Raw genomic sequence first — 20,794 nt, forward strand, 5'->3', positions numbered from 1 at the left:
CGGAAGAGCTAAAGCTGTTCAGGGGGGTTGTTGCCGCGGCCCTTGCCTGCGGGGGGATTGTTTTCCCCGGGGGCGCCCGCTGAGGGGATTTGTTTTTCCAAGTGTTTCAGCTTGTTTTGCAGCTCCCTTATCTTCATTCCCTGGGTAAGCTGTTTGGCCAGACTGAATAACAAGGTGATCAGCGCCCCCATGGCGGTGGAGAAAAATATCAATAAAACCAGCGGTATGGGGGGCATTTCCCAGGTGATAAAGCGCAAAGTCACCTCCTGGGGATTCTGGTAGGCGAATATGGCTATTAGCAGTAAAAACCCGGAACCCAGAGCGACGTACCATTGCATGGGCGCCACCTCCTCTGCCGTAATTATAACATTTTATCCGGTTCATGAGGTGTTTGATGATATACTGCCATAAATTCAGGATATTGAAAAATGAAGAAACAATACCGGGACACCGTCTTATGATAGTGGACGCCCCCGGCATTTCCGCCGCTGCGGTCCCCGGGCAGTTTTTGCACTTGCGCTGCTCCGACTCCACGGACCCCCTGCTCAGGCGGCCCGTCAGCATCCACAGGGTGGAGCGGGATAAAGGGCTGGCGCACATGCTATACCGGGTGGCGGGCAGGGGCACAGCCCTGCTGGCCGGCAAAATGCCCGGGGAGTATCTGGATGTTATGGGTCCCCTGGGTAAAGGATTTACCCTGCCCCTGCCAGGTGAGCGGGTGGCTGTGGTGGGGGGAGGCATTGGCGCGGCGCCTCTCTTTTTCCTGGTGGAAGAGCTGATTAGGGAATGCCCCCCCAATAATATGGTGTCTTTTTTCCTGGGGGCGGCATCCGCAAGTCAATTGCCGCCGGCCAGCGTATTGCATTCCCCGGGGCTGGAGGTGCACACCGCCACCGACGATGGCTCCGCGGGTTACCACGGAACGGTGACAGCCCTGCTGGAAAGCCGCATCGACAGCGGCCCGGCGGGGTTTGACCGCATTTATGCCTGCGGGCCCGCCCCGATGCTGCGCTCACTGGTCCGGATGGCGGGCTCCCTGGGGATTCCCGGGCAGGTTTCACTGGAGGAAAGAATGGGCTGCGGTGTGGGGGCATGCCTGTCCTGCGCCTGTAAAATTAAAGACCGGTCCGCCGACGGTTTTTTATACAAACACGCCTGCACGGACGGGCCGGTGTTTGATATGCGGGAGGTCTATTATGAGAGTTAACCTGGCAGTCAATGTGGGCGGAATAATAATGAAAAATCCTGTGACCACCGCCTCCGGCACATTCGGCTACGGCCCCGAATACGGGAGGATCATCGACCTTAACCGGCTGGGGGCCATAGTGGTTAAAGGCACAACTCTTTCCGCCAGGCAGGGCAACCCCACCCCCAGGATTGCGGAGACTCCTTCCGGCATGCTAAACGCCATTGGCCTGCAGAATCCCGGCGTGGATAAATTTATCAGCGAAGCCCTTCCCTTTTTGCGCAATTACCAACTGCCGGTAATAGTGAACATATCCGGGGATACGGTGGAGGACTACCATAAGCTTGCCGGAATACTGGACCGGGCGCAGGGCGTGGGGGGCATAGAGGTCAATATATCCTGCCCCAACGTTAAAAAAGGAGGCCTGCAGTTCGGCAGCGATCCTGATTCCGCCGGGGAGGTTATCAGAGCCGTAAGGCGGGCAACCTCCCTGCCGGTAATAGCCAAGCTGTCGCCCAACGTTACCAGCATCGCGGCGGTGGCGGAAAAAGTGGCGGAAGCCGGCGCCGACGCCCTTTCCATGATCAACACCCTGCTGGGCATGGCTATAGATATAAAATCCCGGCGGCCGGTGCTGGGAAACATAATGGGGGGATTATCAGGCCCGGCGGTGCGGCCGGTGGCGGTGCGGGCGGTGTGGCAGGTATACCGGGCCGTAAAGCTGCCAATTATAGGCATGGGCGGCATAACCTGCGCGGAAGACGCCCTGGAATTCATAATGGCCGGCGCAACCGCCGTTGCCGTGGGTACGGCCAATTTCGTAAACCCCCGGGCAACCATTGATATTATCGACGGCCTGGAGAAATTCATGCTGGAAAACAACATTAAAGACATAAATGAAATAATCGGCATAGCCCAATAAAGTCGGGGTCAGGCTATTAACTTATTAACTTATTGCGCGCAATAAGTTAATAAGTTAATAGCCTGACCCCGGAGAGGTGGTTTTTTTGTTAAATGGCAAGGATAGGTTGATAGTCGCCCTTGACGTGAGCGATGGGCGGAGGGCTTTGGAACTGGTGGACATGCTGGCGCCTTTTACCGGGATGTTCAAGGTGGGAATGGAGCTTTTCTACAGCGGCGGGGCTGATATGGTAAAGGAGATTAAAAAAAAGGGCGGTAAAATATTTCTGGATCTGAAAATGCATGATATTCCCAACACCGTTTCCAGGGCAGCCGGAGCTCTGGCCGGCCTGGGAGTGGATATGCTTAATGTTCACGCCGCCGGCGGAAGGGAAATGATGAGGCAGGCGGCTCTGGCCGCCAGGGAAGGTGCCGCAGCCGCGGGAAATAAGCCTCCACTGGTAATAGCGGTTACGGTGCTTACCAGCATCAGCCAGGAAATGTTTAATAATGAAATGGGTCTGCAGGGTAAGATTATTGACCGGGTAACGGCCTGGGCGGAAATTACCCGGGAGGCGGGATTGGACGGCGTTGTGTCCTCGCCTTTGGAGATTGCGGCAATCCGCAGGGCTTGCGGAGATGATTTTATAATAGTAACACCCGGCATCAGGCCCTCCGGCTCGGTACGGGCTGACCAGAAGAGGGTTATGACTCCGGGTGAAGCTGTAAAGGACGGAGCCAGTTACATAGTGGCGGGACGGCCCATTACCGGGGCGGAGGACCCGGCGGCCGCCGCCAGGGCTATCACGGAGGAAATGGATGCTGTATTGGAAAAGGGATGTGTCCGATGACACATCCCTTCCGTCGCTGTTAACCCTGAACAAGGCCGTTCTCAGCACGCTGTATCGCAAGTCTCACAAGGTTTCCGCAGTCTCTTGATGAAACAGAGCCAAAGTCCCCTTCTCTGGCCACTATGTCGGCCACTCCCAGTTCCTTGGCCAGTTCAAACTTAAGCCTGTCGGACATTATGCCGCGACGCCTGCTCATTAGCCATCCCCTTTCAGTTGGGGTACACGGCTTTTTTTAAAAGCAATGCACCTTTTCCCGGGTTGGGTGTGCGCCCGTAGGCGCTTCCTTGTATCATAAGGCTAAAACCAGCGACTGACTAATATTTAATTTTAAAAGGAACAATAATATTATTTGCTTAAAAGCAATAATAATGTGTGGGATTGTTTTCTTTTCTTTAATCAAACTCCGCTTTCTGGTATAATTTTTTTTTGATAAATTAAATAGGGAAATTTCTTCATGAAATTATTTAAGCAGTGAGGAATTATGGGCAACCAAAGAAGGTGTGTCCCCATACCTTAGAAAGGAGTGTCATATTTTGCATGAAGATAATGTGAGGAACATTTTTGAAAAAACAGGCGCCATGCTGTCCGGGCATTTCCGTTTAACCTCGGGCAGGCACAGCGACAGGTACTTCCAGTGCGCCTTGGTGCTGCAGCACCCGGAATACTGCGGGCGTCTGTGCCGGGAACTGGCCCGGCGGTTTTCCGGGGAAGGGGTGGAGACCGTCATAGGCCCGGCCATGGGCGGTATACTGGTGGCTTATGAAGTGGCCAGGGAACTGGGTGTGAGGAGCATTTTTACGGAGCGGGAGAACGGCGTCATGACTTTGCGCCGGGGATTCTCCATCAGACCGGGGGAAAAGGTTCTGGTGGTGGAGGATGTGATAACCACCGGCGGGTCCGTATTGGAGGTTATCGACGTGGTCCGCAAAGCAGGGGGTATTGTCGCGGGCGTGGGGGTGCTGGTAAACCGCAGCGGCGGGGCCGACCTGGGGGTTCGCACCGAATCATTGATGAATGTTCCCGCGGTTTCCTACGATCCCGAACAGTGCCCCCTCTGCCGTGAGGGAGTACCCGTAGTGAAACCCGGCAGCAGGCAGGTATAAGGATAAGGGGTCAGGCTTGCGTTATTGCACTTTGCCCAGGCAAAGTGCAATAACGCAAGCCTGACCCCAGAGAGTGGGGAATGTGGCCGTGGGCAAAAAAATGATATTTCTGGTGGTGGATTCTTTTCATCCCAAGGCACTGAAAAGGGCACTGGAGAGAAGGATGGTTCCGGCCCTGGAATTTATTGTTAATAGGGGTTTTTGCAGCGACCGTTGCGTGTCGGTGTTTCCTACCATGACCCCCACCTGCGCCAGTTCCATTGCCACCGGAACGTTGCCCTTTCAGCACCTGATACCGGGGTTTGTGTGGTATCACCGCCGGGAGAAGCGGATAATAAATTACGGCATGAGCCCCCTGGCGGTAATCAAGCTGGGGGTGCGCAGGGTCGTTCAGGACCTGCTTTTTAATCTGAATCACAATCAGCTGAGCAATAAGGTTAAAACTATATATGAAACACTGGAGCAGGGCGGCTTTACCACCGGGGCGGTCAACCCTTTTATATTCAGGGCTTGCCGTGAACATAACACCAAAATGCCGCTATCCCTTAAAATAGCCTCGGCTTTCGGGCTGGGAGGCCCGGTCCTGGGGCCGGGAAAGCTGTTTTTGGGCCGGATAGTGCCTCCTCCGGGATTGAAGGGAATATTGCTGACACAACAGCATTTTTTTCATAAATACGGGGTTAATGACCGCTATTCGGGGGCGGTGGCGGAATGGATTATCAGAAGCGGATTTCAGCCGGACCTGCTTAGCTTGTACCTGCCGGATAACGACGGTTACGCCCATCGCCGGGACCCTGCCCTTACCGAGGACTCGCTGGCCAGGGTTGACCGCCAGCTGCAAAAAATAATGAATTGTTTCAGGGACTGGGAGGACGCGCTGGAGAAAAACATATTTGTTATTGCCGGGGACCACTCCCAGAGCCTGGTGGAAACATCCGGGGAGCATATTATCAACCTGCCCGCCATACTGAACAGGTTTTCACTGTTAAAGCTTGGCAAGTCCCCTGGCGGCGGGGAGGATATGGCGGTGTGCGTCAACGAGCGCATGTGCCATATTTATTTTCTAAATAATAACGCCGACCTGAGAGGGCGTGTTCTGGAGACTTTAGGCAGGGAGAGCCGGATCGACCAGATATCCTGGAAAGAAAACGGATGGTACAGGGTGGCCCGGGGAGGAAACGGTGAAGAGATATTTTTCAGGCCCGGGGATGTTTACCGGGATGAATACGGGCAGGGCTGGGAAATTTCAGGGAAACCCGCTGTCCTGGATGTGGAACTGGGGGAAGGCAGGGTCGTTTACGGTGATTACCCGGACACCTTCAACCGCCTGATGGGCCTGCTGGAATGCGAAAACGCCGGGGATGTGGTGCTGACGGCAAGGCCGGGGTACGAGTTTATGGATGAATATTCTACCAGTCACCGGGGAGGCGGCAGTCACGGGGCGCTGCACCGGGAGGATTCACTGGTGCCGCTGGCTATCAGTGACAGGGGTTATTCCCTGTCAAACCCCAGGCTGCAGGATATTGCGGCTTTAATACGCGCATATTTCGGGGTGGCCAGCGAATAAAAAGCCCCGCGGTTTTAGTTATCCCTGCTGCTGCCCCCCGGGTTCCCCGGCCAGTCTTTCCACCAGTTCCTCACCGGGGTCCACGAACAGCGTTTTCTGGTTTGTATAAATTACATAGCCCGGTTTTGCACCGCTGGGCTTGCTGACGTATTTGCGCAGGGTATAGTCCACCGGCACCCTTCCGGACTTTCTGGCTTTACTGAAATATGCCGCCAGGGAGGCGGCTTCGGTCAGGGTGTTCTGATCCGGTTCTTTTCCGGATGACTTTATAATCACATGGGAACCCGGAATATCCTTGGTGTGCAGCCAGGTGTCGTCGTCCCGGGCCAGTTTTATGGTCAGGTAGTCGTTTTGGCGGTTGTTCTTGCCCACCAGAATAGTTGCGCCGGAGGTTGAAACAAATGCCAGGGGGCGGGGAATTTCCCGTTCCTTGCTTTTTTTGGCCCCGGGCTGGGCATAAATCTTTATATATCCCTGCCCTGCCAGCTCCTGCCTGATTTGCCCGGTTTCCTCCGGTGTTTCGGCCATGTTGATGGTGTTTTCCACCCCGGAAAGGTAGCTCAATTCATTTTCCGACATCCCGGCCTGGCGCCTGGCAGCCTCCAGGGTGTTTTTGGCCTTGTTGTATTTTTTGTAATTTTGCTGGGCGTTTTCAGAGGGCGTGAGCCGGGGGTCCAGGGTGATGTTTACCGCCGGGCAGTCCGGCTCGTAATAGTTCTCCAGCTGTACATCCCGGTCTCCCTTTTTCAGCCGGTATATGTTGGCGGTGATTAAATCCCCGGCGATTCTGTGGCGCTCTCTCCCCTGGGCGTCGCTGATGCTTTCCAGCTGCAGGGAGAGTTTTTTCTCCAGCCGGGACATTTCCTTCCGGACCACGCTTAAAAGGGATTGTTTTTCCCTCTCCACAGTTTCTTCCACCTGTCTGCGATGAAAATATTCATCCACCAGCTGGTTCATTTCACCGTGAATCATTTTATAGCCGGTAAATCTGGTCAGTTCGAAGGCGGCAAATTCAACCGGATTGTTTTTGCCGTCCAGCACCAGGGAGGGCCGGAAACGTTTTGCCTGGACGTTTTCCATGATATCTTTCAGGTTCAGCCAGATACCGCGCAATTCGTATTCCCCGCAGAGCTCAAGAGGGGTGTCCGGGGACATTCCGGAGCGGTAAATGATTTCACCGGCCATAAGCGGCGACAGCCCCTCAAAATCCTTTTGGACTATATCGGCCACTTTTTTGTTCAGCGGCCGGGAGAGCATAACCTGGTAAAACTCCTCCTCGTTCAGCTTCAGCGGGTTTTTCTTTTCCTGGGGCGGAGGGGCTATATAAGGGCGGCCCGGAAGAACCTCCCGGTGGCGGCTGACCGCATGGGTGTAGCGCCTGATTCCGTCTATTATGATATCCTGGCTGTCCAGCAGCAGAATGTTGCTGTGACGTCCCATAATTTCGCAGATAAGCCTTTTGGGTGCCATTCTTCCCAATTCGTCCCGGGCGTCCACGGTTATTTCCAGCACCCTTTCCAGAGCATGCTGGCTAACTGAGGTAATCCGGCCTCCCTCCAGGTGTTTGCGCAAAACCATGCAAAAAATAGGGGGATTGGCAGGATTTGTCTTGCTCCAGCCGGTGATGTGAATCCTGGCCAGCCCGGAACTGGCCGAGAGAAGAAGGCGGTAACGGCCTTGCCTCTGGTGGATTATGATATTTATTTCCTCCCGGGCCGGCTGGTATATTTTTTCAATTCTGCCCCCGGTGATTATCTGTTCCAATTCGTCCTTTATTGCTGCCAGCACCAGTCCGTCAAAGGGCATATCAGTATCCTCCGGTAATATATTCGGTAAAACACTGCTAACAGTATAGCACCGGTGCCTGGAGGGGTCAATTTTCCTTGCGGTAGCGGATTGAGAAATTAAACCGGCCGCCCAAGGGATAAATAATGCCCTTGACACCCACCATTGTGAGGCGCAAGGGCTAAAATGCCTGCTTGTTCAATTACCGGAGCTTCGTCTTGGCTCCGGCAGCCGTGGCGAGGATCCCGCGTTCCGGCTTTTCTGGGAGGCCGGGGGCCGGCAGCCCCCTCCCGCTCCATTTTAATTTACATATGTTTGGGCTTGAAGGTTTCGCATTTGGTCTGATCGGAGTTACTGGCGCTGCCGGAGTTGTTGCGTTCCACCTGAATCATCGGGGCCCCGCACTCAACCGCTGAATTATACTGGCATTCGGTTACGGTACACTTAATTTTATTGGGCATTGGTTTCACCTCCTCAGCGGTATATTTTTCCCAAAACATAAAAAAATATGATTTTCAGCCGGAGTCATTTATAATATTCAAAGGACAGTTCAGTTCCGGGCAAACTGCCGTGAGCCGGAGCAGTATTTTAGGCCGGGGGGAAATGTTTTCGTGGATATGATTGATTTTAAAAAACTATATGGCCTGTTGGAGGATGTCACCCCGTTAAAGGAGGACTGCGGCGGGCTTTGCGGCGCCAGGTGCTGCACCGAGTGGGATAAAGGGGTGGGGGTGCTGCTGCTGCCCGGTGAAGAAAAAATGTTCGGAGAAAAGGACTGGTGCCGGCTGGCTGAACTTCCCCCTGAGGAGCAGCCTTTCCCCGGGGAGAATTCCTATTTATTGTATTGCCGGGGCACCTGTCCCAGGGAGGAGCGGCCGCTTTTATGCAGGACTTTTCCCCTGGCGCCCTTCATGGACGAAAATGACGGGGTAAAACTTATATTGGATGAGGACGGCCTGCTGGTTTGCCCGCTGGTAAAGCTGGGTAAAATGGAGCGGCTTGACCCGCATTTTATTGGCAACGTGCTGCAGGTATGGAGAGAACTGGCCGGAAAAAAATTTGCCAGGGCTTACATTGAGAATTACACCGCCAGGGTAAAGAGCCAGATGGAACAGCCCTGGAGGAAGTTGCTGGGTTTGCTTTAGGATAACCAGCACTTTAAAGCCGGCCCGGCCATATCTTGACAGCATTTATTTTTAGATGTACTGTATATATAGGGCATATACAGTATAAGCTGTGCAGGGGGGTGACTTATGCTGATATTTCTGGCTCCGCAGAATCCCACACCATTTTACCAGCAAATAGTGGAACAGATTAAAAATAAAATATTCAGCGGGGAACTGACGCCCCACGAGTCTTTGCCCTCCATCAGGCAGCTGGCCAAGGAACTGACCACCAGCGTCATTACCACCAAAAGGGCCTATGAAGAGCTGGAAAGAGAAGGCCTCATTTACACCCGGGCGGGCAAGGGGAGCTTCGTTTCGCAGGTGGATACCTCCGCCCGGCGGAAGGCGGCATTGGCGTCCCTGGAGAAAAAATTGCGGGAAATTGTGGAAGAGGCGCTTGCCGCCGGTATCCGGCCCGACCAGGTGAAATCTTTATTATCGGATGTATTGGATAGTGTAAGGGGGCGGGAGCAATGAATGACCTTATGGCCATTGAATTAAAGGGTATAATCAAAAAATATCCTGATTTTACCCTGGATGTGGAATATCTGGCCTTTTCCCGGGGGACCATCCTGGGCTTGCTTGGTCCAAACGGGGCGGGCAAAAGCACCATGATCAAGGCAATGATGAATCTTGTAGGGGTTGATCGGGGCAATATCAGCCTGCTGGGAATGGATCATCGCAGGGAAGAAATAAAAATTAAAAAGCAGGTAGGGTACGTTCCCGAGGAATGCAATCTTTACGAGGAAGCCAGCGCCGGCTGGCTGGGGCAATTTGTTTCAAAATACTATGAAGGCTGGGACCACCGCTTTTATCAGCATTTGTTGGAGAAGTTCGGCGTGCAGTCAGGCAAAAAGGTAAAAAAACTATCCAAGGGCGGTAAAATGAAGCTGTCCCTGTGCCTGGCCCTGGCCCACCGGCCAAGCCTGCTGCTGCTGGATGAGCCCACCTCCGGGCTGGACCCGGTGGTACGCCAGCAGTTCCTGAAAGAACTGCTGGAGGTAATTCAGGATGAATCCAGGTCGGTGCTGTTTTCCTCCCATATAGTTTCAGACATTGAAAAGGTGGCCGATTATGTGGCCTTCATGAGGGGAGGACAGATTGTTCTTTGCGACCAGAAGGACGACCTGCTTGATAAATGGCGCCGGGTTTCCTTCAGGGCGGCGGACAGCGGAGCGGCCGAAAGGCTGAAGGGATATCTGGCCTATTACAAGGAGATGAATCAAAACTACCAGGGAGTCAGCGGGAGCTGCGGCGACGACCTGAGGCAAAAACTGGCGGAGTTGGGAGCGGAAAATGTCAATCTGCATCCCATGTCCCTGGAGGAAATAATGATTGTGATATCCCGGGGGGAGGTTTGAAAAATGTGGAATATGATAGTCAAGGACCTGTATTTGCAAAAGGTGAGGATGATGTTGCTGCTGGTGCTGGCAGCCGCCGCGCTGGCTGTAATGCATGCCGGCACGGGCGCGGCCGGTGAGGGGCAGTACGTGTTGGTGCTGGTGTTTCTTATCGCCACAACCTATACCTTTACCCTTTACAGCTGTTATCACGAGGATAAAAATAAAAGCATATCTTTCCTGCGGTCGCTGCCTGTTTCCGCCCGGATGGTGGTAAATTCCAAATTCGCGGGCATGATTGCGCTGGAGATGATAGCGCTGGCTCTTATTTTTTTCTTTATATGCCTGGGAAAATTGGCCGATCTGCCCATCGCGGGCAGTTTACTCGCGGATTTGAGATTTTTAGTCCCGGTGGCGCTGGTTGCTCTCCTGTTTAACAGCATTGTGCTGGCAATTTATTTCCGCTGGGGATACATTAAGATACAGTGGATTTACAGCATATCTTTTTTCCTGATTTTTTTCGGCAGCATGCAACTGGGGCAAATTGTCCCGAAGGTTTCCGTTTACTTGCCGGATATCAGTCCCGGGCAGGGTGCTGTGGCGGGCGCGGCCTTTGCGTTGCTGGTGGTGTTCCTTTGCTGGAAAGGATCTGTCTCGGCTTTAAGCAAAAAAGATTTGCCTTGATGAAGGATTCTGTAATTTAGGGTGGAATAATGTCATGTAAAACACGTCCAGTAATGGGGCTGTCTAACAGCAATCCTAGTATATGTTAAATTTTTCTAACAATTAATTAAGGGGTGATTCCTTTGGATACACAAGATTTTACGGAAGGCGAAAGCAAGGAACCCGGAAATAAGGGAAATTTAAATCTCTGGCAAAGGATAAGCGGGGTTTTATGGGGAGGCCCGGTTAAAACCTTTGAAGATATTGTCGGCCGCCCCGGTGTGGCTGCAATAACGGTACTGCTGCTGGCCGTAAATTTCATACTGTTTCTGCCAACAATACCCAAGGTGAAGGAATTTACCCTCTGGAGCCTTCAGAATAACCCGCAAACCGCAAGCTTACCGGCCCAGGCTGTCAGCGCGGCCACCACCTGGGCCGTGGTAGTGGTGCTGGTGGCCTCGGTGCTGATGCCGCTGGTCATGTGGCTGATTATGGCCTTGCTTCTGAAGTTGTTCAACGCCTTCAGCGGGGAAAATGCGCCTTTTAAAACCCTGTTTGCCGTGACGGCGTACGCCTATTTGCCGGTGCTGCTGGCTTCCGTTATCCATACGGTTTTGGTTGTGCTAAGTCCCGCCCAGAACATGCACAGGGTAAATACCAGCCTGGCCCTGCTGCTCCCCGGGGACAAAATCGACAGGCTCTATATGACACTGGCCCAGATTGATCCCTTTTTTATCTGGGGATTGGTTTTGCTGACCGCAGGCGGTTCCGTGGCCATGAAGGTGCCTGCCGTTAAAGTCGGTATGTATGTGGCGGTTCTTTGGGTTTTATATGTATTGGGCATGGGGCTGCTCAGCCCTTTGCCACCTGCCGGAATGTAAATTTTTAAAAAAATAACTGATTGGCTGAAATAAATTAACCTTTTGCTGCGTCTATAGTAGTAGAAGTAATTTTAAGAGGGGCAGTTGTTTAAATCACATTATATAATAAATTGTGGTGTGCCCCATACGCTGGGGACATTCCTTCTTGATCTTTGTTAAAATAAGGGATTTAGATAGACTAAGAAGGCGTGTCCCCTGATCTATGAAGGGAGAGATGAATATTGCACTTTTTAAAAAAGAAATTAGGGAAAATGTCATGGAAGAAATTGCTGGCCGGGGCACTCATCCTCGGCCTTATTGTGTCGGTGGTGGCCATAAACCTGGTCAGGAACAAGAACACGGCGGGCATTCCGGTTAAGACAGCCAAAGCGGAAATAAAACACATTCAGGACAATGTATTTGCCACCGGCAGGGTGAGGCTGGTGGAGAAACAGGAATTTTACAGCTACGAGGAAACCACGGTAAAAGAAATAACGGTCAATCCGGGAGATCCGGTGCGCAAGGGTCAGGTGCTGGGGCTATTGGACGCCGGAGAACTGGACGACCAGTTCAGCGAGGCCAAGGCCAACTACGCGGTAAGGCAGTCCGAGCTGGAAGACGCTCTAAATCCCAGGCAGGAGGAAGTGGACAAGCTTAAGGCCGACTATAAAAGGGCCGGGGCTGACTACAAAAACTCCCAAAAAAATTATGAGAGGACCAAACAGCTTTTTGACCAGGGGGCTGTCAGCGCCCAGGAGATGGAAGCGGCGGAGATAGATTTGACGGCGAAGGAAACAGCGTACGTTAATGCCGGCGCCAGTCTGAAGATCAAGGAGTCGGGTCCCACGGGCCCGGAACTGGCCTCCCTGAAAGCCCAGTTGGAGCAGGCCCGCAACCGGATGGAACTGGCCCAGCGGGAGTTTGACAGAACCACCCTGACGGCGGAAATGGACGGCGTTGTAATCGCCGTGGAAGTGGCCGAGGGTGACCATGTGGATCCGGGTACCAGGCTTATTACCATCGGTAACACGGACAAGGTGGAGGTGACCGCCGGGGTCAGCGAGGCGGACAGCGGCAGATTAAAGACAGGGCAGAAAGTAAAAGTAACAGCTGCCGCCCTGCCGGACCGCGAGTATACCGGGGTGCTGCAAAGCGTATCGCCGGGTGCCCTGGTTGAAGCGGGAAATCAGGGCAGCCAGATCGAGGTTCCGGTGATTGTCAGGATAACCGGCGATTCAGAAGGCCTTCGCACGGGCTATACCGTGGATTTGACCATTACCACGGTGGACAGGGATAAGGCGCTGGTGGTGCCTTACGAGGCCGTGGTTGAAAAGGACGGGCAGCATAAGGTTTTCGTGGTGGAGAAGGGCGTTGCCAGGGAGAGAAAGGTGGAAACCGGCCTGGATACCGAGCTTTACACGGAAATAAAATCAGGGCTCAAGGATGGGGATACGGTTATTGTAAGCCCGGGTAACATTGAGGACGGCGCCAGGGTTTCCGCATCCAATAACGTGCCTCCGGCCGGGGGGGATAAATGATGATCCAGGTATCCGGCTTGAATAAAATATACAACAGCGGGGAGCATCCGGTGCATGCCCTGATAGAAGTGAACCTCGAGGTCAAGGCCGGAGAGTTTGTGTCCGTAATGGGGCCGTCGGGCTCCGGTAAATCAACCTTCATGAACATACTGGGCGGTTTGGACACCCCCACTTCCGGCTCGTACAGGCTGGACGGAATTGAAATAAGCAGCCTGGACGACACCGGCATGGCAAAGGTGCGCAACCGGAAAATAGGCTTTGTATTTCAAAATTTCAACCTGCTGCCCCGGATGACCGCCCTGCGCAACGTGGAAATGCCCATGTTGTATGCCGGTTTAAATGCCCGGGAAAGGGTGAAGAAGGCCACCACGGCACTGGAAAGGGTGGGGCTGGCCGGAAGAATTGATCACCGTCCGAACCAGCTGTCCGGCGGCCAGATACAGAGGGTGGCCATAGCCCGGGCACTGGTTAACGAACCCGCGGTACTGCTGGCCGACGAGCCCACGGGCAACCTGGACACCCGCTCCGGAGAGGAGATAATGGCTATTTTTCAGGATCTGAACCGCAGCGGGGCCACCATAGTGCTGGTAACCCACGAACTGGATATTGCCCTGCACACCTCCAGGATTATTCATTTTCGGGACGGCAGGCTGGAGGCCGACGAAAAGGTGGAAAACCCCCTGGACGCCGTGGAGCAGTTGAAAAAACTGGGTCCGGCACACCAAAACAGCCCCCGCAGCGGCGAAATATCAGCTCCCGGGGCGCTCACTGAAGCCGTCCCCCATTCACAAACCCTGTCTGCGGAACAGGGCCGGAAGGGGGATGCCCGGTGAGCCTGCTGGAGAGTATTCGGGTGGCCCTGGAGGGTATCAGGGCCAATAAATTGCGCTCTTTTTTAACCACCCTGGGCATAATTATCGGTATTGCCGCGGTGATAGCGGTGGTGGCCATAGGCCAGGGGGGGCGGGCAGTGCTGATGTCCGAAATGGAAAAGGTGGGCACCAACATATTTGCCATCTACCCGGACTGGCAAAGCGGGGAGCAGCCCAGCGGCAGGAGCTTCGACCTGAGTGACGTGCAGGTGCTGAAAGACAAGGTGCCGGGGATAAGCGATCTATCCGCCAACAGCGTGACCATGGACGATGTCAGGGGCTCCAAGGATAAAAAGTATTCCCAGGTCTGGGGCGTATCGGCGGAATATGAGCACATAAGAAAGCTGAATATAAAAAACGGTCACTTTTTCAGCAAGGAGGACGATTCCCTGGGCCGGAGGGTTGCCGTGCTGGACCAGGCCCTGGCGGAGGAAATTTTCGGCCGCTCGGAGCCGGTGGGAAATAAAGTGAGCATCGGCAGCACCCCCTACCTGGTGGTGGGAGTGGTGGCCAAGGGGGATTCCATGCTGGGCTTTTCGGAAGAGGCCAGGGCCTTTATTCCCAGCCGGTCCTGGACCAACATGTTCGGTCCATACATAAACAACCTGGAGGGCAGCGCCGTTTCCCGGGAAAAGGTTCAGGAAGCCATGGACCAGGCGGTAAAGGTACTGGAAAGGCGGCACCGGGACAACAAATACATCAGCTACAGCATGGAGCAGCAGATGCAGTCGGCCAATAAAATAACCGGCATCATGACCCTGATAATAGGCGCCATCGCAGGAATATCGCTTTTTGTGGGCGGCATAGGGGTAATGAACATAATGCTGGTGTCCGTCACCGAGCGCACCAGGGAAATAGGAATCCGCAAGGCCCTGGGAGCCAGGCGCAAGGACATATTAACCCAGTTTCTCATAGAATCGGTGGTTCTCTGCGTGCTGGGAGGTGTAATAGGCATGATCCTGGGGGCCGGGGGGGCCTACCTGATAGCCAAGGTGGCCAAGTGGCCGCCCCTGGTGTCCTGGTGGACGGCGCTGCTGGCATTCACCTTTTCCGCCGCCATAGGTATAGTTTTCGGCATACTGCCCGCCAACAAGGCGGCCAAGATGGATCCCATCGAAGCGCTGAGAAGGGATTGAATATAAAATTAAGCCGACACGAGATGTCGGCTTAATTTTATGTAAGAATCGGTGTTGCAAAACTGTTGTTTTTTTGAATCACGTCAGGATATATGGATATTTGTCCAAGCAGGGTATAAGCAAAAAATACACAATTGCTGTAAAAACCATGCGCCAGGAGGAAGAAAATGTTCTGCAAATTGGAAAAATAACTTCCTCCGTAAGCAACTTGGTGTAGACAACCGTTGGTTGAAATCGTCTATAAACATCTTCAGTGATGCGTAATTACGGCTCTTACCAATCCTGTTTAATATAAAAAAGTTAAGGGTTGAATTATCAATTTTTGACAAAAAACTGGAATTTTTTCTATTGACATAAAATGACTTGTGAGTTTAAATATAACAAAATGAGTTTTAAAACTATGCTGAAATATGTAACATGAACCATCTTCTTCTTTTCCAACCAGCTGAGTTGTGTATCAATTTGACAATCCATTCCGCATCTTTCACATTTGTTTTACACCCAGAACATTTTTAGTTGTACAAGCATTTCCCCAGAAAAAATTGAACAAGCCCTCTGAAATATTCCAAACTGGTTTCCAATAAGCCTACTTGCTTGCCACATGGGTACATATACTTTGAAACAAAAAATCTAACAGCTCCAATTAACCAGCTGACAAATTCCCTAAAAAGTATTTAATATTTTTTCCGGAGTGGTTTCTGGTAAAATAGACTGCGTAAAACATCCCTGTCTTCTGGTGGTGGTTTTTAGCGATTCTATTTTACCAAAAGCTAAGGGTTTTTTTATTTATTTCCTGCAAAGAAACCAGGAAAATGACTGGTTTATGTTAAGAAAAATATAATTATCAATAAGTGCCCGGGAGAGTATTAATTTGAATTTTTGTCAATCAATTTGTTTTATCAAAAACATGGGTTTTATAAGATTAAAACTTTATATGCGGGAGCTAAATTTGTTATGGATAAGTTAATAGGCTTTATGTTTTCAGGACAAGGATCGCAGTATTATAATATGGGTCATGAACTTTATAAGGGTAATAATATTTTCCGTAAGTGGATGCTTAGGCTTGATAAAATTGTAATTGATATTATTGGAGAGTCCATAGTAGCTCGATTATATGACGGAGAAAAAGTATTTGAAGATAAATTTGACCGGACTTTTTATACCCATCCGGCAATTTTTATGTTGGAGTATTCCTTGGCGCGGGTTCTTGTGGAAAACGGAATAGAACCTGATTTTGTCCTGGGAACAAGTTTGGGAGAGTTCACATCAGCAGCTCTTTCAGAAGTTATCGGAATTGAGGAGTCAATGGAGCTGCTTGTTAAGCAGGCTGAGATAATTGAAACCCACTGTCCCAAAGGAGGAATGCTATCAATACTTCATAAACCTGAATTATATTATAAGACTGCCATACTTTATGAAAACAGTGAATTAGCTTCAGTTAATTATTCTTCTCATTTTGTTGTCTCGGGGCACACTGAAGGATTAATAAAAATAAAAGAGTTTCTTTATAGCCGCAATATCATTTTTCAGGATTTACCTGTAGCTTACGGTTTCCACTCTTCTTTAATAGACCCTGCCGAATTACCTTTTATAGACTTTTTAACGAAAAAAACCTTTGAACCGCCCAAGATTCCATTTGTATCGGGTTTATATGCTAAGGTTATTACGTCATTGTCCGGGGATTACTTTTGGAAAGTGGCTAGACAGCCCGTTAATTTTCCACGGACCATTTATGAGCTTGAAAAGAATTCAAAAAATATTTACCTGGATTTAGGACCATCAGGAACTCTTTCGAATTTTGTAAAACGTAATATTCATAGAGAGTCTTTATCGCAAAGTTATCACATCGTTACTCCTTTTGGCAAGGAGAATGAAAAATTAAATGCTATATTTCAGTTATTTTTTAAATGAGACTTTTTTAAAAAGAAAGGAAGGAATAAAGTGACAACATATATTTTTCCTGGCCAGGGTTCTCAACGTATAGGTATGGGGGGCACACTTTTTGATGAGTTTACAGAATTAGCAGATAAAGCAGATGAAATACTGGGTTATTCAATAAAAAAACTATGTTTGGAAGATCCGGATTCGCAGTTGAATAAAACACAGTATACTCAGCCAGCCCTATATACGGTTAATGCTCTCCACTATCTCAAAAGGATTAGAGCTGTAGATAAAACACCAGATTATGTTGCAGGGCATAGTTTAGGGGAATATAATGCATTGTTTGCAGCAGGTGCTTTTGATTTTGAGACTGGTTTAAAAATGGTAATAAAAAGAGGAGAATTAATGAGCCGCGCCTCCGGGGGGGGTATGGCTGCAGTGATTGGGTTAAATGAAGAACAAATAACGGATGTTCTAAAAGAAAATAATCTGCAAAATATAGATATTGCGAATTATAATAACCCATCTCAATTTGTAATTTCCGGTTTAAAAACTGACATTGATTATGCCCAATCTATTTTTGAGGGGATTAAAGATGTAAAGATGTTTATACCTTTAAAAACTAGTGGTGCTTTTCATTCCCGTTATATGACAGAGGCCAAAAAAGAGTATGAAAAATTTACTAAAAATTTAGAATTTTATGAACTTAATATTCCTGTAATTTCTAATGTTTATGCGAGACCATATAAACAATCTGATATTAAACAAAATCTAGTTCAACAGATTATATGTCCGGTTAGATGGACAGAGAGTATTAGATATCTGATGGGTCTTGGAGAAATGGAGTTCGAAGAAATTGGACCGGGCAGGGTCTTAACCGGATTAATTCAACAAATTAAAAAGGAAGCGGAGCCATTAATTATTAAGAGTGACGAAATAGAGACTGACTTTAAAAAAAAATTATAAAAACTAATCCCACAATACATGAGAAAGATAAATCCTGCCAAAAAGAAATTCAAAGAAAATTTTGCGAAATTTTATCCACATCATTAGGAAGTGATGAGTTTAAAAAAGATTATAAACTTAAATACGCATATATAACCGGAGGAATGTATCATGGAATCGCTTCAAAAGAAATGGTAGTGAAAATGGGGAAGGCTGGTATGATGGGCTTTCTGGGCAGTGGCGGATTGAAAATATCTCAAATCGAAAACGCCATTAAGTACATAAAAAATGAACTTCCGGGAGGACAAGCCTACGGTGTTAATTTAGTACATAATCCAACCATACCTGAAATGGAAGATAAAATGGTCGATCTTTTTTTAGAATACGGGGTAAGAACTATTGAAGCATCCGCCTTTTTTTATATTACCCCCGCTTTAATTAGATATAGAGCCAAAGGTTTAACAAGAAATCACGACGGAAAAGTCATAGCTTTAAATAAAATAATTGCCAAATTGTCCCGGCCTGAAGTGGCGGAAGTCTTTTTAAGCCCGGCCCGGGAACGAATTCTAACCAAATTATTAGCTGAAAACAAGATCACACAGGAAGAAGCTGATTTATCAAAAGAAATTCCTATAGCGGATGATATATGCGTGGAAGCGGATTCCGGCGGTCACACGGATGCTGGAGTGGCTTACGTTTTGATGCCGGCTATGATTAAATTGCGGGATGAAATGATGGAAAAATATCAATATCATAAGAAGATTCGGGTTGGCGCAGCCGGTGGAATTGGTACTCCAGTTGCTGCTGCCGCCGCTTTTATTCTAGGGGCCGATTTTATACTAACCGGTTCTATCAATCAATGTACAGTAGAAGCAGGTACCAGTAATGCCGTAAAAGATTTATTACAGCAAATTAATGTTCAAGATACCGAGTATGCACCGGCGGGAGATATGTTTGAGTTGGGTGCCAGAGTCCAGGTTCTAAAAAAAGGGTTATTTTTTCCAGCCCGGGCTAATAAATTGTATGATTTATATCGTCGATATAATTCCTTAAATGAAATTGATGAAAAGACCAGGATTCAGATCCAAGAGAAATATTTTAAAAAGAGTTTTGAAGAAGTCTATGAGAATGTTAAATCTTTTTATCCTGCTAAAGAGATTGAAAGGGCTGAATTCAATCCAAAACATAAAATGGCTTTAATTTTTAAATGGTATTTTGGATATTCTACGCGTCTTGCTTTAAGCGGCAGTGAAGAATCTAAAGTAGATTATCAAGTTCATTGCGGCCCGGCTTTAGGAGCTTTTAATCAATGGGTTAAAGGCACCAGCCTGGAAAATTGGAAAAACCGTCATGTTGATGAAATCGGTGAAAAACTGATGGCGGAGACGGCAGAATTACTTAATCATAGAATTAAATCTTTTGAAAAATCGTTTTGTTAATTGGGTTTTACAAATACTTCTTTGTTTAATAATTTTTGTTGCGGAGGCGCGCAAAAATTCGGGGAAGTTGTTATAGCTTTAAATTGGAATGCGATGTATTCCAGGTGGTATTTTATGTCCTTTTTTAAGGTCGGTGATTTCTATATTACAATGGTATGTATTAAGAACAATTAGTGGAAAAGAGGAAAAAGCTTTATTTTTGATTCAGAAATTATTTCATGATGTTAAAATTATTTTCCCAAAACGCAGGCTTAGCTGGCGTAAAAAGGGAAAAATAATTTATGTGATCAAACCGCTCTTCAGCGGTTATTTATTTGCAGCTGCCAATTATGAGCAGATCGAAGAGCTGCATCAATGGTTGCGAATTCAAAAAGCAAATATTTGGTTTGTAAAGGTCGGCAATTTGCTAACTCCTATAGATAACCATGAAATGGAACTAATTCAAAAACTAATGTGTAATGGTGATATTGTAGATAGCAGTGAAATACAAAAAAACGGTGAAAGTGTAATGATAGTTAAAGGTCCCCTGGTTGGCCTGGAAGGAATCATTGAGCAATACTCAAAAAGAAATCGCCGGGTTGTCATAAAGGTTAATATAGGTGGGGAAGAAAGGAGGGTGGAGCTAGAGGGGACCTCGGTTAGTGTTTAATAGAAATATAAAACTTAATTCAATTATATTCCTGTTAGAATAAATGAATAATTTAATAAGAGGAAGTGTGAGTGATGAAATTAGAAATTATAGAATATTTGTCTAAGGACTCGAAAGCTCCCCCTCTTCTGTTTATACATGGAGCAAGTCATGGAGCGTGGTGTTGGAGAGAAAACTTTCTACCTTATTTTTCTTCAAAAGGTTTTTCTTCTTATGCCCTTAGCCTCCGGGGACATGGTGAAAGCGAAGGTCGTGAAAGGATTCATTCTTTTTCTTTGAATGATTACGTAAATGATGTGCATGAAGCCATGTTGCTTTTAAAAGACAAACCGGTGCTTATTGGACATTCAATGGGAGGGGCAGTAGCTCAAAGGATATTATATCTTTATCCAGATAAAATAAAAGCGGCAGTTCTAATGGCCTCTATTCCTCCAAATGGTATGATGAAAGATGTATTGCGATTAATGTTTACTAATTTCATGCAATATATTCAGTTATTTTTCTTTAGCAAGAAAAATTATCAGAACATTTTGTCAAAAGTATTTTTTTCCGATGATCTACCGGTTAAAAAAAGGAATGAGTTTATAAATTTTTTACAACCGGAATCCAACAAAGCACTTAAAGAATTTACTAAACAAATTGTTCCAAAATCAATTAACACTAAAGTTCCAATGCTAATACTTGGTTCAAAAAAAGATTATATTTTTCCAGAAAAAACAATAATTAATTTTGGGAAAAAGTATAAAATAGAACCAATTATTTTTTCCAATATTAGTCATGATATGATGTTAGATCCTAATTGGAAAACAGTTGCCGAGCAAATCGTTATTTTCTTGAATGAAATATCTAAGCCTCCATGCACAAAAGTACATAATCCATTATAAAAAGTATTTTAAAAGAGTATCAAAGAAAA

Annotated in this window: 22 protein-coding genes; 18 read left to right on the forward strand and 4 right to left on the reverse strand. The window is 48.5% G+C overall.

The window, feature by feature from the left end; translation table 11 throughout:
- Window positions 1-8 precede the first annotated feature (8 nt).
- The gene (locus DCCM_RS05505; RefSeq protein ID WP_104371436.1) at window positions 9-338 is read right to left on the reverse strand and encodes a LapA family protein; all 330 of its coding nucleotides are present in this window, start codon (window positions 336-338) and stop codon (window positions 9-11) included.
- 56 nt (window positions 339-394) lie between these two features.
- Here DCCM_RS05505 and DCCM_RS05510 point away from each other — a divergent pair, with 56 nt between their 5' ends.
- The 3 genes from DCCM_RS05510 (at window position 395) to pyrF (ending at window position 2,937) form a co-directional block, all read left to right on the forward strand.
- Window positions 395-1,207, forward strand: a complete 813-nt coding sequence (locus DCCM_RS05510; protein WP_165792025.1) for a dihydroorotate dehydrogenase electron transfer subunit — start codon at window positions 395-397, stop codon at window positions 1,205-1,207.
- Complete coding sequence (locus DCCM_RS05515) at window positions 1,197-2,108, forward strand: dihydroorotate dehydrogenase (protein ID WP_104371438.1); 912 nt, start codon at window positions 1,197-1,199, stop codon at window positions 2,106-2,108. The genes DCCM_RS05510 and DCCM_RS05515 overlap by 11 nt, the downstream gene beginning before the upstream one ends.
- A gap of 85 nt (window positions 2,109-2,193) precedes the next feature.
- The gene (gene pyrF / locus DCCM_RS05520; protein WP_165792026.1) at window positions 2,194-2,937 is read left to right on the forward strand and encodes an orotidine-5'-phosphate decarboxylase; all 744 of its coding nucleotides are present in this window, start codon (window positions 2,194-2,196) and stop codon (window positions 2,935-2,937) included.
- Window positions 2,938-2,956: 19 nt separating this feature from the next.
- Here the strand turns inward: pyrF and DCCM_RS05525 are convergent, their stop codons facing one another.
- Complete coding sequence (locus tag DCCM_RS05525; protein ID WP_104371440.1) at window positions 2,957-3,133, reverse strand: small, acid-soluble spore protein, alpha/beta type; 177 nt, start codon at window positions 3,131-3,133, stop codon at window positions 2,957-2,959.
- Window positions 3,134-3,470: 337 nt separating this feature from the next.
- On the opposite strand from DCCM_RS05525, the gene pyrE reads away from it, so the two are divergent.
- The gene (pyrE, locus tag DCCM_RS05530) at window positions 3,471-4,040 is read left to right on the forward strand and encodes an orotate phosphoribosyltransferase (protein ID WP_104371441.1); all 570 of its coding nucleotides are present in this window, start codon (window positions 3,471-3,473) and stop codon (window positions 4,038-4,040) included.
- An 88-nt stretch (window positions 4,041-4,128) separates the two neighbouring features.
- Window positions 4,129-5,607 (forward strand): alkaline phosphatase family protein, encoded by a 1,479-nt coding sequence (locus tag DCCM_RS05535; protein ID WP_128739096.1) that lies wholly within the window; start codon window positions 4,129-4,131, stop codon window positions 5,605-5,607.
- 18 nt (window positions 5,608-5,625) lie between these two features.
- Here the strand turns inward: DCCM_RS05535 and DCCM_RS05540 are convergent, their stop codons facing one another.
- Complete coding sequence (locus DCCM_RS05540) at window positions 5,626-7,413, reverse strand: Rqc2 family fibronectin-binding protein (protein WP_104371443.1); 1,788 nt, start codon at window positions 7,411-7,413, stop codon at window positions 5,626-5,628.
- A 284-nt stretch (window positions 7,414-7,697) separates the two neighbouring features.
- A complete protein-coding gene (locus tag DCCM_RS05545) occupies window positions 7,698-7,853 on the reverse strand; it encodes a DUF1540 domain-containing protein (protein WP_104371444.1) in 156 nt (51 codons plus the stop codon).
- A 150-nt stretch (window positions 7,854-8,003) separates the two neighbouring features.
- On the opposite strand from DCCM_RS05545, the gene DCCM_RS05550 reads away from it, so the two are divergent.
- The 13 genes from DCCM_RS05550 (at window position 8,004) to DCCM_RS05610 (ending at window position 20,765) form a co-directional block, all read left to right on the forward strand.
- Window positions 8,004-8,537, forward strand: coding sequence for a hypothetical protein (locus DCCM_RS05550; RefSeq protein WP_104371445.1), 534 nt, complete (start codon window positions 8,004-8,006; stop codon window positions 8,535-8,537).
- Window positions 8,538-8,645: 108 nt separating this feature from the next.
- Window positions 8,646-9,035: a GntR family transcriptional regulator gene (locus tag DCCM_RS05555; RefSeq protein ID WP_104371446.1), complete on the forward strand. Its 390-nt coding sequence runs from the start codon at window positions 8,646-8,648 to the stop codon at window positions 9,033-9,035.
- The gene (locus DCCM_RS05560; protein ID WP_104371447.1) at window positions 9,032-9,919 is read left to right on the forward strand and encodes an ABC transporter ATP-binding protein; all 888 of its coding nucleotides are present in this window, start codon (window positions 9,032-9,034) and stop codon (window positions 9,917-9,919) included. Before DCCM_RS05555 ends, DCCM_RS05560 begins: the two co-directional genes overlap by 4 nt.
- Window positions 9,920-9,922: 3 nt before the next feature.
- Window positions 9,923-10,582 carry an ABC-2 transporter permease gene (locus DCCM_RS05565; RefSeq protein ID WP_104371448.1) on the forward strand — a complete coding sequence of 220 codons (660 nt, stop codon included), beginning with the start codon at window positions 9,923-9,925 and terminating at the stop codon, window positions 10,580-10,582.
- A 122-nt stretch (window positions 10,583-10,704) separates the two neighbouring features.
- Window positions 10,705-11,442 (forward strand): Yip1 family protein, encoded by a 738-nt coding sequence (locus DCCM_RS05570; protein WP_165792027.1) that lies wholly within the window; start codon window positions 10,705-10,707, stop codon window positions 11,440-11,442.
- A 221-nt stretch (window positions 11,443-11,663) separates the two neighbouring features.
- Window positions 11,664-12,959 (forward strand): efflux RND transporter periplasmic adaptor subunit, encoded by a 1,296-nt coding sequence (locus DCCM_RS05575; RefSeq protein WP_104371450.1) that lies wholly within the window; start codon window positions 11,664-11,666, stop codon window positions 12,957-12,959.
- Entirely contained in the window at window positions 12,959-13,792 is an 834-nt protein-coding gene (locus DCCM_RS05580; protein ID WP_174705139.1) for an ABC transporter ATP-binding protein, read from the forward strand. The genes DCCM_RS05575 and DCCM_RS05580 overlap by 1 nt, the downstream gene beginning before the upstream one ends.
- Window positions 13,789-14,967 carry an ABC transporter permease gene (locus DCCM_RS05585; RefSeq protein WP_104371452.1) on the forward strand — a complete coding sequence of 393 codons (1,179 nt, stop codon included), beginning with the start codon at window positions 13,789-13,791 and terminating at the stop codon, window positions 14,965-14,967. The genes DCCM_RS05580 and DCCM_RS05585 overlap by 4 nt, the downstream gene beginning before the upstream one ends.
- A 954-nt stretch (window positions 14,968-15,921) precedes the next feature.
- Complete coding sequence (locus DCCM_RS05590) at window positions 15,922-16,878, forward strand: acyltransferase domain-containing protein (protein WP_104371471.1); 957 nt, start codon at window positions 15,922-15,924, stop codon at window positions 16,876-16,878.
- Between the two features lie 30 nt (window positions 16,879-16,908).
- A complete protein-coding gene (gene fabD / locus DCCM_RS05595; RefSeq protein WP_104371453.1) occupies window positions 16,909-17,814 on the forward strand; it encodes an ACP S-malonyltransferase in 906 nt (301 codons plus the stop codon).
- 131 nt (window positions 17,815-17,945) lie between these two features.
- Window positions 17,946-19,232: a PfaD family polyunsaturated fatty acid/polyketide biosynthesis protein gene (locus tag DCCM_RS05600; protein WP_231702672.1), complete on the forward strand. Its 1,287-nt coding sequence runs from the start codon at window positions 17,946-17,948 to the stop codon at window positions 19,230-19,232.
- An 88-nt stretch (window positions 19,233-19,320) separates the two neighbouring features.
- Window positions 19,321-19,881 carry an antiterminator LoaP gene (gene loaP, locus DCCM_RS05605; RefSeq protein ID WP_104371455.1) on the forward strand — a complete coding sequence of 187 codons (561 nt, stop codon included), beginning with the start codon at window positions 19,321-19,323 and terminating at the stop codon, window positions 19,879-19,881.
- 74 nt (window positions 19,882-19,955) lie between these two features.
- Window positions 19,956-20,765 (forward strand): alpha/beta hydrolase, encoded by an 810-nt coding sequence (locus DCCM_RS05610; RefSeq protein WP_104371456.1) that lies wholly within the window; start codon window positions 19,956-19,958, stop codon window positions 20,763-20,765.
- The last annotated feature ends 29 nt before the right edge of the window (window positions 20,766-20,794 follow it).

The sequence above is a fragment of the Desulfocucumis palustris genome, assembly GCF_002933875.1.
GTDB lineage: Bacteria > Bacillota > Desulfotomaculia > Desulfotomaculales > Desulfocucumaceae > Desulfocucumis > Desulfocucumis palustris.

Bases quoted from the DNA above. Each gene is read 5' to 3' on its own strand.
- DCCM_RS05505 (WP_104371436.1), bottom strand. From the start codon at position 338: ATGCAATGGTACGTCGCTCTGGGTTCCGGGTTTTTACTGCTAATAGCC.
- DCCM_RS05510 (WP_165792025.1), top strand. From the start codon at position 395: ATGATATACTGCCATAAATTCAGGATATTGAAAAATGAAGAAACAATA.
- DCCM_RS05515 (WP_104371438.1), top strand. From the start codon at position 1,197: ATGAGAGTTAACCTGGCAGTCAATGTGGGCGGAATAATAATGAAAAAT.
- DCCM_RS05525 (WP_104371440.1), bottom strand. From the start codon at position 3,133: ATGAGCAGGCGTCGCGGCATAATGTCCGACAGGCTTAAGTTTGAACTG.
- DCCM_RS05540 (WP_104371443.1), bottom strand. From the start codon at position 7,413: ATGCCCTTTGACGGACTGGTGCTGGCAGCAATAAAGGACGAATTGGAA.
- DCCM_RS05545 (WP_104371444.1), bottom strand. From the start codon at position 7,853: ATGCCCAATAAAATTAAGTGTACCGTAACCGAATGCCAGTATAATTCA.
- DCCM_RS05555 (WP_104371446.1), top strand. From the start codon at position 8,646: ATGCTGATATTTCTGGCTCCGCAGAATCCCACACCATTTTACCAGCAA.
- DCCM_RS05560 (WP_104371447.1), top strand. From the start codon at position 9,032: ATGAATGACCTTATGGCCATTGAATTAAAGGGTATAATCAAAAAATAT.
- DCCM_RS05565 (WP_104371448.1), top strand. From the start codon at position 9,923: ATGTGGAATATGATAGTCAAGGACCTGTATTTGCAAAAGGTGAGGATG.
- DCCM_RS05580 (WP_174705139.1), top strand. From the start codon at position 12,959: ATGATCCAGGTATCCGGCTTGAATAAAATATACAACAGCGGGGAGCAT.
- DCCM_RS05590 (WP_104371471.1), top strand. From the start codon at position 15,922: ATGGATAAGTTAATAGGCTTTATGTTTTCAGGACAAGGATCGCAGTAT.
- loaP (WP_104371455.1), top strand. From the start codon at position 19,321: ATGCGATGTATTCCAGGTGGTATTTTATGTCCTTTTTTAAGGTCGGTG.
- DCCM_RS05610 (WP_104371456.1), top strand. From the start codon at position 19,956: ATGAAATTAGAAATTATAGAATATTTGTCTAAGGACTCGAAAGCTCCC.